Source organism: Micromonospora craterilacus (assembly GCF_003236315.1).
Classification (GTDB): Bacteria; Actinomycetota; Actinomycetes; order Mycobacteriales; family Micromonosporaceae; genus Micromonospora; species Micromonospora craterilacus.
Genome location: NZ_POTY01000001.1, coordinates 39,930 through 54,264 on the forward strand (window position 1 = coordinate 39,930; position 14,335 = coordinate 54,264).

The 14,335-nt window shown below is 73.5% G+C and carries 10 protein-coding genes; 8 read left to right on the top strand and 2 right to left on the bottom strand.

Features of this window, described 5'->3' with window-relative positions:
• Window positions 1-64 precede the first annotated feature (64 nt).
• Window positions 65-1,258, bottom strand: a complete 1,194-nt coding sequence (locus tag C1I95_RS00165) for a macrolide family glycosyltransferase (protein ID WP_111211661.1) — start codon at window positions 1,256-1,258, stop codon at window positions 65-67.
• Between the two features lie 49 nt (window positions 1,259-1,307).
• Window positions 1,308-2,315 (bottom strand): aldo/keto reductase, encoded by a 1,008-nt coding sequence (locus C1I95_RS00170; RefSeq protein ID WP_111211714.1) that lies wholly within the window; start codon window positions 2,313-2,315, stop codon window positions 1,308-1,310.
• Window positions 2,316-2,494: 179 nt separating this feature from the next.
• Between C1I95_RS00170 and C1I95_RS00175 the strand changes: the two genes are divergently transcribed.
• The 8 genes from C1I95_RS00175 (at window position 2,495) to C1I95_RS00210 (ending at window position 14,334) form a co-directional block, all read left to right on the top strand.
• Window positions 2,495-3,625, top strand: coding sequence for a DegT/DnrJ/EryC1/StrS family aminotransferase (locus C1I95_RS00175; protein WP_111211662.1), 1,131 nt, complete (start codon window positions 2,495-2,497; stop codon window positions 3,623-3,625).
• A 39-nt stretch (window positions 3,626-3,664) separates the two neighbouring features.
• On the top strand, window positions 3,665-4,801 hold the full coding sequence (locus tag C1I95_RS00180; RefSeq protein ID WP_111211715.1) for a nucleotide disphospho-sugar-binding domain-containing protein: 1,137 nt from the start codon (window positions 3,665-3,667) through the stop codon (window positions 4,799-4,801).
• Window positions 4,802-4,867: 66 nt separating this feature from the next.
• Entirely contained in the window at window positions 4,868-6,073 is a 1,206-nt protein-coding gene (locus C1I95_RS00185; RefSeq protein ID WP_111211663.1) for a cytochrome P450, read from the top strand.
• 47 nt (window positions 6,074-6,120) lie between these two features.
• Window positions 6,121-7,362 carry an NAD(P)/FAD-dependent oxidoreductase gene (locus C1I95_RS00190; protein ID WP_111211664.1) on the top strand — a complete coding sequence of 414 codons (1,242 nt, stop codon included), beginning with the start codon at window positions 6,121-6,123 and terminating at the stop codon, window positions 7,360-7,362.
• Between the two features lie 69 nt (window positions 7,363-7,431).
• Window positions 7,432-8,463: a ketoacyl-ACP synthase III family protein gene (locus tag C1I95_RS00195; protein ID WP_111211716.1), complete on the top strand. Its 1,032-nt coding sequence runs from the start codon at window positions 7,432-7,434 to the stop codon at window positions 8,461-8,463.
• 43 nt (window positions 8,464-8,506) lie between these two features.
• Window positions 8,507-12,301 (top strand): type I polyketide synthase, encoded by a 3,795-nt coding sequence (locus C1I95_RS00200; protein ID WP_111211665.1) that lies wholly within the window; start codon window positions 8,507-8,509, stop codon window positions 12,299-12,301.
• 30 nt (window positions 12,302-12,331) lie between these two features.
• Entirely contained in the window at window positions 12,332-13,393 is a 1,062-nt protein-coding gene (locus tag C1I95_RS00205; protein ID WP_111211666.1) for a methyltransferase, read from the top strand.
• Window positions 13,390-14,334, top strand: a complete 945-nt coding sequence (locus tag C1I95_RS00210) for a formylglycine-generating enzyme family protein (RefSeq protein ID WP_111211667.1) — start codon at window positions 13,390-13,392, stop codon at window positions 14,332-14,334. The genes C1I95_RS00205 and C1I95_RS00210 overlap by 4 nt, the downstream gene beginning before the upstream one ends.
• Window position 14,335 lies beyond the last annotated feature (1 nt).

Sequence of the window (14,335 nt, forward strand, 5' to 3'; positions counted from 1 at the left end):
GGCCGCACGCGACGCCCGGCCGTCGACGCCCGGTCCGGCGGCGCGGGCCGCCGGACCGCTGTGGTCAGCGAGGCCGGGCGAGGTACCCCTCGATCGCGTCGGCGGCCCGGCCGGCGCCGCCGGCCTGCCGGACCTGCGCACGCATCGCCGCCACCCGCCGGGCCAGCGCGGAATCGGCGGCGACCACGTCGACGGCCGCGAGCAGCGCATCCCCGTCGGCCTTCTCCCCGGGCAGGAGCACGCCGAGACCGAGCTGGTCGACCCGGCGGGCCATCGGCCACACGTCGAAGGACTGCGGCACGACGACCAGCGGGCGGCCCCAGTGCAGCGCCTCCATCAGTGTGCCCATGCCGCCGTGCGTCACGCAGACGGCCGCCCGCTCCAGCACCTCGACGTGCGGCACCCACCGGTGCACCTCCACGTTCGGTGGCAGCTCGCCGAGCTGCGCCGGGTCGACCTGGCCGCCGAGGGTCATCACGACGTGCCAGGGCTGGCCGGCGAACGCCCGCGCGCAGTCGCGGAAGAAGTCCGGCCGGTCGTTGAACGTGGTGCCCAGCGACACCAGCACGATCGGCCGGTCGTCGGCCGGCGGGGTCCACCGGCCGAGGAACCGCCGTGGCCCGAAGCACGGCCCCACGAACACGAAACGGTCGTCGAAGGTCTCGCCGGCGATCTGGAACGCCTTCGGCACGAACACCAGGTTGAGATCCTCGACGTGCTGCCAGCAGTCGGCCACCGACCGGGACAGGCCGTGCTCGGCGAGCAGTTCCCGCAGGGTGTCACGGAACGCCGGCAGGTCCAGCGGATCGATCGTGCCGGCGAGGTCGATCATGTCTCGGGAGAACGAGTAGTGCTCGTTGGAGGCGAAGGCGGCGCTGAGCCGGCCGGCCGGGCGATCCCACCGGGCGGCCAGCAACTGACCGGCGATGAACGGGAAGTCGTCGTAGAGGACCAGGTCCGGGATGTCGTCGTCGAGCGCGGCGGCGGTGGCCCGCAGGACCGACAGGTTCTCCCGCAGGTACATCAGGTGTGGGCGGACGCCGAGGTCGTCGGAGCCGAACACCTCGGCGGCGTCCGCGTCGATGATCTCCGAGGCGTACGGCACGACGGTGGCGCCGGCCGCCGCGACCGGTTCGGCGAAGCCGCCCGCGGTGACGTAGCTGACCCGGTGGCCGCGCCGGACCAGCTCGGTGACCACGGCCAGGGTGGGGAAGACCAGGCCGTGACTGGCCACGTTGACGAACAGGAGATGGGCCATCGTCGGCTCCGTCCGTGGTCGGGATCCCGGCCGGGCGGCGCGGGGCAGGTCAGGACATCCAGGCGTCCGGAGCCGGGCCGCCCCGACCCGGCGGCGGAAACAGCTCGTCCAGCCGGGCCAGCTCGTCGACCGCCAGCGGCCGGTCCAGGGCACGCAGGGCACCGTCCAGATGCGCCGGCGTACGCGGGCCGACCACGGCGGCGGTCACGCCGGGCCGGTGCAGCACCCACGCCATGCCGACCTCCGCCGGATCCCGGCCGATCTCGGTGCAGAACTGTTCGTACGCCGCCAACGCCGAGCGGTGCCGGGCCAGCCCGTCGGCGGCCCGTCCCTGGGCGGACTTGACCGCCGTGCCGTCGGCGAGCTTGCGCAGGGCGCCGCTGAGCAGGCCGCCGTGCAGCGGCGACCAGGCCAGCACGCCGATGCCCTCGGCCGCGGCGGCCGGCAGCACTTCCAACTCGACGTACCGGCTGACCAGGTTGTAGACGCACTGTTCGCTGGCCAGGCCGAGCAGCCGGTGCCGGCGGGCGGTCTCCTGGGCGCTGACCAGGTCCCAGCCGGCGAAGTTGGAGGAGCCGACGTAGCGGACCTTGCCCTGGGCCACCAACTGTTCCATGGCCTGCCAGACCTCGTCCCAGCCGACCTCCCGGTCGACCTGGTGCATCTGGTAGAGGTCGATGGTGTCGGTCTGCAGCCGGCGCAGCGACGCCTCGCAGGCGGCGACGACGTGCCGCGCGGACAGGCCCCGGTCGTTGGGGCCGTCGCCCATCGGGTTGCCCACCTTGGTGGCCAGGACGACCTCGTCGCGCCGGGCCGGGTCCTTGGCCAGCCACCGACCGATCATCTCCTCGGTCCAGCCGCGGTGCACGCGCCAGCCGTAGATGTCGGCGGTGTCGACCAGGTTGACGCCCCGGGCCAGTGCGTGGTCGAGCAGCCGGTGGGCGTCCGTCTCGTCGACCCGGCCGCCGAAGTTGACGGTTCCGATCGCGACCCGGCTGACCCGCAGGCCGGTCCGCCCGAGCCGGACATGCAGCGACGCCACCGGTACCTCCCGCACGAGGCCGGACCCGACGTCCGGCAACGCGTCAGACGATATACATTTCTGAACTCATTGACCTCGGACGGGACGAGTTCCGCAATCACGAAGAACTGTTCCGAGGGCCAACGGCGCACCCCTCCCTTGACTGCCTCCGATCGTTCACTTGAGAATCATGTGGCACAGACTGAGGGGGTGCCATGATCCCGTTGTCCAAGGTCGCCATGTCTCCGGACGTCGGCGCGCGCGTCTCCGCCGTGCTGAGCAGCGGCCGGCTGGAGCACGGGCCGACCGTCGCCGAGTACGAGGCGGCCGTGGGTGAGCGCCTCGGCAACCCTCGCGTGGTGTCGGTCAACTGCGGCACCGCCGGGCTGCACCTGGCGCTCAGCCTCGCCGCCCGGCCCGGACCGGACGGACCGGAGCGGACGGAGCCGGGCGAGGTGCTCAGCACCCCGCTCACCTTCGAGGGCACCAACTGGCCGATTCTCGCCAACGGGCTGCGCGTCCGCTGGGCGGACGTCGACCCGATGACGCTCAACGTCGACCTCGACGACCTGGAGGCCAAGATCTCGCCGGCCACCCGGGCCATCGTGGTCGTGCACTGGCTCGGGTACCCGGTGGACCTCAACCGGCTCCGCGCCATCGTGGACCGGGCCGAGGCCCGGTACGGCCGCCGGCCGCTGGTGGTCGAGGACTGCGCGCAGGCGTGGGGGGCCACCTACCGGGGCACCCCGCTCGGCACGCACGGCAACGTCTGCGTGTTCAGCACCGGCGCGATCAAGACCCTCACCACCGGCAGTGGTGGCTTCGTGGTGCTGCCCGACGACGACCGCTACGACCGGCTGCGGCTGCGGCGGTGGCTGGGCATCGAGCGGGCCTCGGACCGGATCACCGGCGACTACGACGTGGCCGAGTGGGGCTACCGGTTCGTCCTCAACGAGATCGGCGGCGCTATCGGCCTGTCCAACCTGGAGCGGGTCGACGAGCTGGTGCACCGGCACCGCGAGAACGCCGCCTTCTACGACAAGGAGCTGGCCGGCCTCGACGGTGTCGAGCAGACCGAACGCGCCGACGACCGGGAGCCGTCGTTCTGGATGTACCCGTTGAAGGTGCGCGACCGGCCCGCGTTCATGCGGCGGCTGCACGACGCCGGCATCGCCAGCAGCATCGTCTCCCGCCGCAACGACGCGCACAGTTGCGTGTCGTCGTCGCGGGCCCATCTGCCCGGCCTGGACTCGGTGGCCGACCGGGTGGTCTACATCCCGGTGGGCTGGTGGCTCACCGAGGACGACCGTTCCCACATCGTCGAAACGATCAGATCCGGCTGGTGAACCGTGCCGGCCCGTTACCCGACCCAGAAGGGCACCGACATGCGCGTCCTGTTCGTCTCCTCTCCCGGTCTAGGTCATTTGTTCCCGCTGATCCAGCTCGCCTGGGGTTTCCGCACGGCCGGTCATGACGTGGTGATCGCGCTCGCCGAGCACACCCAGAAGGCCGCCGCCGCCGGCCTGGAGGTGGTGGACGTCGCACCGGACTACAGCGCCGTCAAGGTCTTCGAGCAGGTGGCCAAGGACAACCCCCGCTTCGCCGAGACGGTCGCCACCCGCCCGGCCATCGACCTGGAGGAGTGGGGTGTGCAGATCGCGGCGGTCAACCGCCCACTGGTGGACCGCACCATCGCCCTCGCCGACGACTTCAAGCCCGACCTGGTCGTCTACGAGCAGGGCGCGACGGTCGGCCTGCTCGCCGCGGCCCGCGCCGGAGTGCCGGCCATCCAGCGCAACCAGAGCGCGTGGCGTACCCGCGGCATGCACTCCTCGATCGCCTCCTTCCTCACCGACCTGATGGAGAAGCACCAGGTCAGCCTGCCCAAGCCGAGCGTGACGATCGAGTCGTTCCCGCCGAGCCTGCTGCTGGAGGCGGAGCCGGAGGGCTGGTTCATGCGCTGGGTGCCGTACGGCGGTGGCGCGGTTCTCGGCGACCGGCTCCCGCCGACGCCACCCCGCCCGGAGGTGGCCATCACGATGGGCACCATCGAGTTGCAGGCGTTCGGCATCGGCGCGGTGGAGCCCATCATCGCCGCCGCCGCCGAGGTGGACGCGGACTTCGTGCTGGCACTCGGCGAACTCGACATCACCCCGCTGGGCACCCTGCCACGCAACGTGCGCGCGGTCGGCTGGACGCCGCTGCACACCCTGCTACGGACCTGCACCGCGGTCGTGCACCACGGCGGCGGCGGCACGGTGATGACGGCGATCAACGCCGGCATCCCGCAACTGCTCGCGCCCGACCCGCGCGACCAGTTCCAGCACACCGCCCGGGAGGCGGTCAGCCGGCGGGGCATCGGCCTGGTCAGCACCTCCGACAAGGTCGACGCGGACCTGCTGCGCCGGCTGATCGGGGACGAGTCGATGCGTACGGCGGCGCGGGAGGTGCGCGAGGAGATGATCGCACTGCCCACGCCGGCGGAGACGGTACGCCGCATCGTCGAGCGTGTCTCGGGCTGAGCCGGCTCGCGTCGTCCGCCGGCCCGGCCGGCGGGCGGCGCGACGAGCCACTGGAAGGGGTGCCTCGTGCTGGCCGACGCCGTGACCGCGTTCGACCCGACCGCCGACGATGTCCGGCGGGACCCGTACCCGTCGTACCACTGGCTGCTCCGCCACGATCCGGTGCACCGGGGGGCGCATCACGTCTGGTACGTCTCCCGCTTCGGCGACGTGCGCGCGGTCCTCGGCGACGAGCGGTTCGCCCGCACCGGCATCCGGCAGTTCTGGACGGATCTGGTCGGGCCGGGCCTGCTCAGCCGGATCGTCGGCGACATCATCCTGTTCCAGGACGAGCCGGACCACGGCCGGCTGCGTGGCGTGGTCGGCCCGGCCTTCAGCCCGTCGGCGTTGCGGCGGCTGGAACCGGTGATCGCCGCCACCGTCGAGGACCTGCTGCGCCCGGCGCGGGCCCGCGGCACGATGGACGTCGTCGCCGAGCTGGCGTACCCGCTGGCGCTGCGCGCGGTGCTCGGGCTGCTCGGCCTGCCGGACGGCGACGAGGACGCGGTCGGCCGCTGGTCGCGTGCGGTGGGCCGGACGCTCGACCGAGGTGCCTCCGCCGAGGACATGCGGCAGGGCCACGCGGCCATCGCCGAGTTCGCCGATTACGTGGAGCAGGCGCTGGCCGCGCGGCGCGACGACGGCGAGGACCTGCTGGCCTTGATGCTCGCCGCCCACCGGCGCGGCCTGATGAGCCGCAACGAGATCGTCAGCACCGTGGTCACGTTCATCTTCACCGGTCACGAGACGGTCGCCAGCCAGGTCGGCAACGGGCTGCTGAGCCTGCTGAACCATCCGGACCAGCTGGACCTGCTGCGCGGCGCTCCGCAGCTGGTGGCACCGGCCGTCGAGGAGTGTCTGCGCTACGACCCGGCGGTGCAGTCGAACACCCGGCAGTTGACCGCCGACGTCGAGCTGCACGGCCGGCTGCTGGGCCGCCACGACGTCGTGGTGGTGCTGGCCGGCGCGGCGAACCGGGACCCGCTGCGGTACGACCGGCCGGACGAGTTCGACATCCGCCGCGACCCGATCCCGTCGATGTCCTTCGGCGCGGGGATGCGCTACTGCCTCGGGTCGTACCTGGCCCGGTTGCAGTTGCGGACCGCTCTCGGCGCGTTGGCCGGGCTGCCGGACCTGCGGCCGGCCACCGCCCCGGAGGGGCTGACCTACCAGCCACGAACGATGTTCCGCGGCCTCACGAGGCTGCCGGTCGCGTTCACGCCGGCCGGCTGACCGCCGTCGGCGCGGTCCGCGAACGCGAGCAGGAGGAGCAGCTTGCCATGAGCCATCCCGTTCCCGAGTACGACGTCGTCGTCGTCGGCGGCGGCCCCGCCGGGTCGTGCACGGCCGGCCTCCTCGCCCTGGAGGGGCACCGGGTCCTGTTGCTGGAGCGCGACAAGTTTCCCCGCTATCACATCGGCGAGTCCCTGATCACCGGTGTGGTCCCGACGCTGACCGCGTTGGGCGTGCTCGATCGCATGGCCGACCTGCGGTTCCAGGTCAAGTACGGCGGCAGCCTGCTGTGGGGCGCCGACCAGAGCGCGCCGTGGTCGTTCCGCTTCCGGGAGGTCCGCGGCGGCCGCTTCGAGTACGCCTGGCAGGTCCGACGCGCCGAGTTCGACGCGATGCTGCTGGACCGGGCCCGGGAGTTGGGCGTGCAGGTGGTCGAGGGGGCCACCGTCCGGGAACCGCTGACCGACGGCGACCGGATCGCGGGTGTCCGGTACCAGCTGCGGGGCGAGTCGTCCCCGGTGGACGCACGGGCGGTGATGGTGGTCGACGCCTCCGGCCAGCAGCGCTGGCTGGGCCGCCGGTTCGGGTTGGTCGACTGGTACGACGACCTGCGCAACGTGGCCGTGTGGAGCTACTGGCAGGGCGCGCTGCGGTACCCGGGCGAGCACGAGGGCGACCTGCTGACCGAGAGCTGCCGGCAGGGCTGGCTCTGGTACGCGCCGCTGAGTCCGACGTTGACCGGTATCGGGTACGTCACGACGAGCGACCGGCTGGTGGCGTCCGGGCTGCCCCCGGAGCAACTGCTGGAGAAGCAGATCGCGGGATCCTCCGAGGTCGCCTGGCTCACCTCGGGCGCGAAGCGGGTGGACATCTACCGCGCCGCGCGCGACTGGTCGTACACCTGCACCCAGTTCTCCGGTCCGGGCTGGGTCCTGGTCGGCGACGCGGCGGCGTTCATCGACCCGCTGCTGTCCTCCGGCGTGACCCTGGCGATGCGCGGTGCGAGCAGCGTCGCGCGGGCGGTCCACGAGACGCTGACCGCGCCGGACAAGGAACGTCACGTCATGCAGGCCTACGAGGACCGGTACCGCGACTTCCTCGGGTCCCTGCTGGAGCTGGTCCGGTTCTTCTACGACGGCGCCCACGGCAAGGAGGAGCTGCACCTGCGGGCCCAGGCCATCGTGGACCCGGACCACAGCCTGCCACCCAAGATCTCGTTCGTGACGCTGCTCTCCGGGTTGGTCCGGGGCGACGAGAGCCTGGAACTGGGCAGCCTGAGCGACCATTGACCCGACACCGGGCGCTATATAATCTTAAAGTGAAATCGCCTCGATCATCGGACCCGAGGAGTGAACTCGATGCGCACCGCCGGAACGTACATTCGTGGGATCGGGGCCTACCTTCCTGAGACCGTCACCGTCGAACACGCCGTCGCCCAGGGCTGGTACCCCGAAGAGGACATCGAGACCCACGGGCTCGGCGGCGCGGCCGTCGCCGGCGAGCTGCCCGCCCCGGAGATGGCGCTACGCGCCGCGCAGGACGCCCTGAAGACCAGCGAGCTGAGCCGCGGCGACATCGACCTGCTGCTCTACGCCGCCGCCTGGCACCAGGGCCCGGAGGGCTGGATCGCGCACTCCTACCTCCAGCACTACCTGCTCGGCGGCGTTGCCCGGGCGAGCGAGATCCGGCAGGGCTGCAACGGCATGTTCACCATGCTGGAACTGGCCGCCAGCTACCTGAAGGCCGCGCCGGAGCGCAAGGCCGCGATGCTGGTCGCCGCCGACAACTACGGCACCCCGCTGCTGGACCGCTGGCGGACCAACCTCGGATTCATCCTCGGCGACGCCGCCTCGGCGGTGGTGCTGAGCACCGAGAGCGGCTTCGCTGAACTGCTGTCGGTCTGCTCGATCACCGTGCCGGAAGCCGAGGAGGTGCACCGCGGCGGCGAGCCGATGTTCCCGCCCGGCGCGACGCTCGGCAAGGATCTCGACTTCGGTGCCCGCCTCTTCTACCACATCACCGAGCAGACCCCGGTGCTCGCCGTGCTGGCCGAGGCGCAGGAGACCATGACCACGGTGGCCGAACAGGCGCTCGCCGAGGCCGGTATCGGCACCACCGACCTGGCCCGGGTCTCCTTCATGAACTACTCCCGGGAGGTCGTGGAGCAGCGCTGCATGGCGCCGCTCGGGCTCGGGATGGACAAGTCCACGTTCGACTTCGGCCGGATGATCGGGCACTGCGGCGCCAGCGACCACCTGCTCGCCTTCCACCACCTGCTGCGCACCGGCGAACTGTCGGCCGGCGACAACGTGCTCTGGCTGGCGATGGGCCCCGGCGTGGAGTTCACCGCCGCCGTCGTACGCGTCCTGCACACGCCCGACGGCCTCTGACCGGCCCGCCCCGCCGCGACCCGACTCCAACGGAGGTACGACGATGACCCGGGACGACCCCGCCACCCGCCCGTTCCAGGTGGCCGTCATCGGTGTCGGTTGCCGGCTGCCCGGCGATGTCGACAGCCCCGACGCCCTCTGGGAACTGCTGCTCAAGGGCGGCCAGACCAGCGGGGACATCCCGGCCCAGCGGTGGCGGGCATACCGCGAACGCGGCCCGGAGTACGAGGCGGTCCTGCGGGAGACGGTCACCGCGGGCAGCTACCTGGGCGACGTCGCCGGCTTCGACGCCGAGTTCTTCGGCCTGACCCCCCGCGAGGCCGCCGAGATGGACCCGCAGCAGCGGATCCTGCTGGAGGTCGGCTGGGAGGCGCTGGAACACGCCGGGCTGCCGCCCAACGGGCTGGCCGGCACCGACACCGGCGTGTTCATCGGGGTCAGCACCACCGACTACGGCGACCGGCTGCTGGAGGACCTGCCCACCGTCGAGGCGTGGACCGGCATCGGCGCGGCCACCTGCGCGCTGGCCAACCGCGTCTCGTACGCCCTGGACCTGCGCGGACCGAGCGTCGCGGTCGACACCGCCTGCTCGGCGTCGCTGGTCGCGGTGCACCTGGCCTGCCAGAGCCTCCTGCTCGGCGAGAGCACGGTGGCCCTGGCCGGCGGCGTCAACCTGGTGCTCACCCCCGGGCAGAACGTGTCGCTGCAAGCCGCCGGCACGCTCGCCCCGGACGGTGTCAGCAAGTCCTTCGACCGGGACGCCGACGGCTACGGCCGGGGCGAGGGCTGCGGCGTGCTGGTGCTCAAGCGCCTCGACGACGCGGTCCGCGACGGCGACCGCGTGCTGGCGGTGATCCTGGGCAGCGCGGTCAACCAGGACGGGCACACCGACGGCATCATGGCCCCGTCCGGCGAGGCTCAGCAGCACGTCGTCCGCCGGGCCTGCGAGCGCGCCGGGATCACGCCGGACAGCGTCGACTACGTGGAGGCGCACGGCACCGGCACCCGGCTGGGCGACCCGGTCGAGGCCGGCGCGCTGTCCGCGGTCTACGGCGCCGGCCGGCCGCCGGAGCGGCCCTGCCTGATCGGGTCGATCAAGTCGAACATCGGCCACCTGGAGGGCGCGGCCGGGGTCGCCGGCCTGATGAAGGCGATCCTCGCGCTGCACCGGGGCCAGATTCCTGGCACCCCGCTGCGCGGTCGGTCGATTCCCGCCGTCGACGCCGACGGCACCGGCCTACGGCTGGTCACCGGCACCCTGCCCTGGCCCCGCCGGGACGGGCCGCGCCGGGCAGCCGTCTCCGGCTTCGGCTACGGCGGCACCATCGGGCACGTGGTCCTGGAGCAGGCGCCGCCGGTACCATCGGCCACCGGGCCGGCGGTCGACGGCGACAGCCGCCCGCTGCTGCCGTTGTCGGCCCGCTCGGACGCCGCCCTGCGCGCGCAGGCCGGCCGGCTCGCCGACCGGCTCGACGGCGACGACCGGGCGGACCTGACCGACGTCGGGCACACCCTGGCCCACCGGCGCGCCCACCTGAACCGCCGAGCCGTGGTCACCGGAGAGGACCGCGACGGCGTGGTCGCCGCGCTGCGCCGGCTCGCCGCCGGCCAGCCGGACGCCGGCACGGTTTCCGGGGTCGCGCCGGCCGGCCGGTCCGCCCGCCCGGTGTGGGTGTTCTCCGGGCACGGGTCGCACTGGGCCGGGATGGGCCGCGACCTGCTCGCCCACGAGCCGGCGTTCGCCGCCGCGATCGACGAGATCGAGCCGGTGGTGGCCGAGGAGGCGGGCTTCTCGTTGCGCGCCGCCCTCGCCGACCCGGAACTGGGCGGCGTGGACCGGATCCAGACACTGACCTTCGCCATGCACGTCGGCCTCGCGGCCGTGTGGCGGGCGTACGGGGTGCGGCCGGCGGCGGTCATCGGCCACTCGGTCGGCGAAGTGGCCGCCGCGGTCACCGCCGGCGTGCTGAGCCCGGCCGACGGCGCCCGGCTGATCTGCCGCCGCTCGGCCCTGCTGCGCCGCGCCGCCGGCCGGGGCGCGATGGCCATGGTGACCCTGCCGTTCGCCGACGTCGCCGAGCGGCTGGCCGGCCGCGCCAACCTGGTCGCGGCCATCGCCTCGGCGCCCGCCTCCACGGTGGTCTCCGGCGACGTCGCCGCCGTCGACGAGGTCATCGAGCAGTGGCCGGCCGACCGGATCGGGGTCCGCCGGGTGCAGTCCGACGTCGCCTTCCACAGCCCGCACATGGATCCGCTCACCGACGAACTGCGGGCCGCGGTGGCCGACCTGGACCGGGCACCGGCCGTCGTGCCGATGTACTCGACCGTGCTGGACGACCCGCGCGAGACGCCCGCCGGTGACGGCGACTACTGGGCGGCCAACCTGCGCCGGCCGGTACGCCTGGTCGACGCGGTCACCGCCGCCCTGGCCGACGGGCACCGCGCGTTCGTCGAGATCTCCGCGCACCCGGTGATCGCCCACTCGCTGCGGGAAACCGTCGACCACGCCGACATCGAGGACGCCTACGTCGGGACCACGCTGCGCCGGCACGCCGGGCACCGCGCCGTGCGGGCCGCCGTCGCCGAGGCGTACTGCCACGGGGTAGAGGTCGACTGGGCGCGGCTGCACCCGGACGGCCGGCTCACCGACCTGCCCCGGTACGCCTGGCAGCACCGCGAGCACTGGCGCGAGCCGGAGCCCCCGGTGGCCGCGGGCGGACACGACATCGCCTCGAACACGCTGCTCGGCACCGCGACCAGCGTCGCGGGCAGCGAGCTGCGGCTCTGGCACACCGTGCTCACCGACGCCAGCCGGCCGTACCCGGGCAGCCACACCGTGCAGGGCGCGGAGCTCGTGCCGGCCGCGGTGCTCATCGCCACGTTCCTCGCCGCCGGTGCCCGGGACGGCGTGCCGGTGACGCTGCACGACCTGTCGATGCGGGTCCCGCTGGCCACCAACGTGCGTCAGGAGATCCAGGTGGTCGACGACGACGGCCGGCTGGTGCTCGCCTCCCGGCCGGCCGGCGGCGACCCGGCGCCGTGGCTGACCCACGCCACCGCCCAGGCCGTGCCGGCCGACGCCCCGCTGGCCGGCACCGCCGCGGTGCCGCCGGGCGGGATGGTCGCCGACGCCGGTCTGGTCCGCGAGCACCTGGCCCGGGTGGGTGTGCCAGACACCGCCTTCGTCTGGACGGTGGACCGTCTGATCACCGCCGACGGCGGGCTGCGCGCCCGGGTCCGCTTCCCGGAGGCGGCGTGCTGGGCGGCCGTCGTCGACGCCGCGGTCTCCGTCGCGCCGGTCGCCTTCCCCGGCGAGCCCCGGCTGCGCCTGGTCGACGGCGCCGAGCGGATCGAGACGGCCGGCCCCGCGCCGTCGGTGGCAGTGCTCGACGTGGTACGCGACGCCGCCCGGGAGGACACCGTCACCGTCCTGATCACCGCGCCGGACGGCCGGGTCGTCGGGCGGCTCGCCGGGCTGCGCTATCCGGTGGTGCCGGACGCCCCGGCCGGAACGGCCGACGGATCCGGCCCGGCCGGCGGTTCCCTGGCCGACCTCGATCCGGAGGAGCTGCGCGAGCGTCTGGTCGACGAGGTACGCGCCGCGGTGGCCGCCGAGATGAAGCTGCCCGTCGAGTCGCTGGATCCGCGCCTGCCGCTGGTGCAGCAGGGCATGGACTCGGTGATGACCGTCATCGTGCGCCGGCGGCTGGAGAAGACGTACCGCCAGGTGCTGCCGGCCTCGCTGTTCTGGCAGCAGCCCACCGTGACGGCGATCGCCGTGCACCTGGCCGAGCTGCTCGCCGCCCCGCCGCAGCCGGCCGGGGCCGCCGCCCGCTGACCCACCGGACGTGCCCCACCGGAGGACCGCATGGCAACGACTACGACCACCGCCCAGCCCGGGCTGCGGCACCGGATGCAGCAGCTGATCTACGGGTTCTTCACCGCGCAGACGCTGCACGTCGCCGTCCGGCTGCGGATTCCGGACCTGCTCGCCGAGGGCAAGCCGGACCTCGCGGAGCTGGCCGAGGCCACCGGGGCGCACGCGCCGTCGCTGCGCCGGCTGCTGCGGGCGCTGGTGTACCTGGAGGTGCTGGCGGAGCCGGAGCCGGGCAGGTTCGTCCTCACCGAGCAGGGCGAGGTGCTGCGGTCGGACGTCACCGGGTCGATGCGGGAGCTGGTGCTGCTGCTGTCCGGGCCGGAGAGCTGGGCCGCGTGGGGACAGCTCGAACACAGCGTCCGCACCGGCGGGGTGGCCTGGGACCACGTGCACGGCCAGAGCTGCTTCGCGTACCTGATGGCGGACCCGCAGCGGCAGGCGGCGTTCAACGCGGCCATGGCGGAGGGATCCCGGGCGTTCGTGCCGACACTGCTGTCCGCGTACGACTTCGCCGAGCTGGACACCGTCGTGGACGTGGGCGGCGGCAGCGGGGCGCTGCTCGCCGGGGTGCTGGTCGCGCACCCGCACCTGCGGGGCACGGTCTTCGACACCCCCGACGGCGTGGCCGACGCCGCACGCACGCTCGCCGAGCAGGGGGTGGCCGACCGGTGCGAGGTGCGCGCCGGGGACTTCTTCGAGTCGGTGCCGCCCGGCGCGGACGCCTACCTGCTCAAGAGCGTCCTGCACGACTGGGACGACGAGCAGTGCGTGGCGGTGCTGGGTACGGTCCGCCGGGCGGCCCGGGCGGACAGCCGGGTGCTGCTGGTCGAGTCACTGATGCCGACCACGGTCGGCACCGGCCCGAGCGTCGCGCAGGTGGTCATGAACGACCTGAACATGATGGTGTGCCACGGCGGGCGGGAGCGCACCGTCGCGGAGTTCCGGGAGCTGCTGCGCGCCGCCGGCTTCCGGCTGGAGTCCGTCACGCCCTGCCCGGCACCGAGCGTGATGGGCATCCTGGAGGCGGCGCCGGTGGCCGGGGCGGAGTCATGACCAGCGTCGGCGACCTCGACACCGCCGGGCCCGCCGCGTCCACGGCCCCCGGCGAGATGGTGCGCGTGCCCGGCGGCACCTTCCTCCAGGGTTCTCCGGATCGGACGCTGGACTGGTTGGAGAGCGAGGGTCAGGCGTTCCCCCGGGACTGGTTCACCGACGAGACCCCGCAACTGCCGGTGACCCTGCCGGACTACCTCATCGACCGGTATCCGGTGACCGTCGCCCAGTTCGCCGCGTTCGTCGCCCGCACCGGGTACGTGACGTCGGCCGAGCGGTCCGGCGGCAGCATGGTCTACAGCGACTACTGGGAGATCCGCGAGGGTGCCTGCTGGCACCGCCCGGCCGGGTACGGCAGCGGCGTCCGCAACCGCGACGACCACCCGGTCGTGCACATCTCCCACCTGGACGCCGAGGCGTACGCGAGGTGGGCGGGCCGGCGGCTGCCGACCGAGTCGGAGTGGGAGCGGGCGGCCACCGGGCCGTCGTACCGGCTGTGGCCCTGGGGTGACACCTGGGACCCGGGCAACGCCAACACCGCCGAGTGGACCGGCGGCACCTTCCGCGGCCTGGCCGAGTGGCGGGAGTGGTGGTCGGCGATCCACGCGGCCCAGGGGCCGGTGCCGCAGACCACGCCGGTCGGCGCGTTCTCCCCCCGGGGCGACAGCGTCGACGGCTGCGCCGACATGACCGGCAACGTGTACGAGTGGACGTCCACCCTGGCCCACCTGTACGCGCCGGAGACCCGGTGCGACCCCACGATCCACCTGGTGATGGGCCGTTCCCGGGTCATCCGGGGCGGGTCCTGGATGAACTTCCGCTATCAGGTGCGGTGCGCGGAGCGGCTCTACGGGGATCCCACCGGCTGGTCCAACTTCGCCCTCGGCTTCCGCTGCGCCGGTGACGCGCCGGCGGCCGGTGTCGAGCACAACGGGAGGTAGC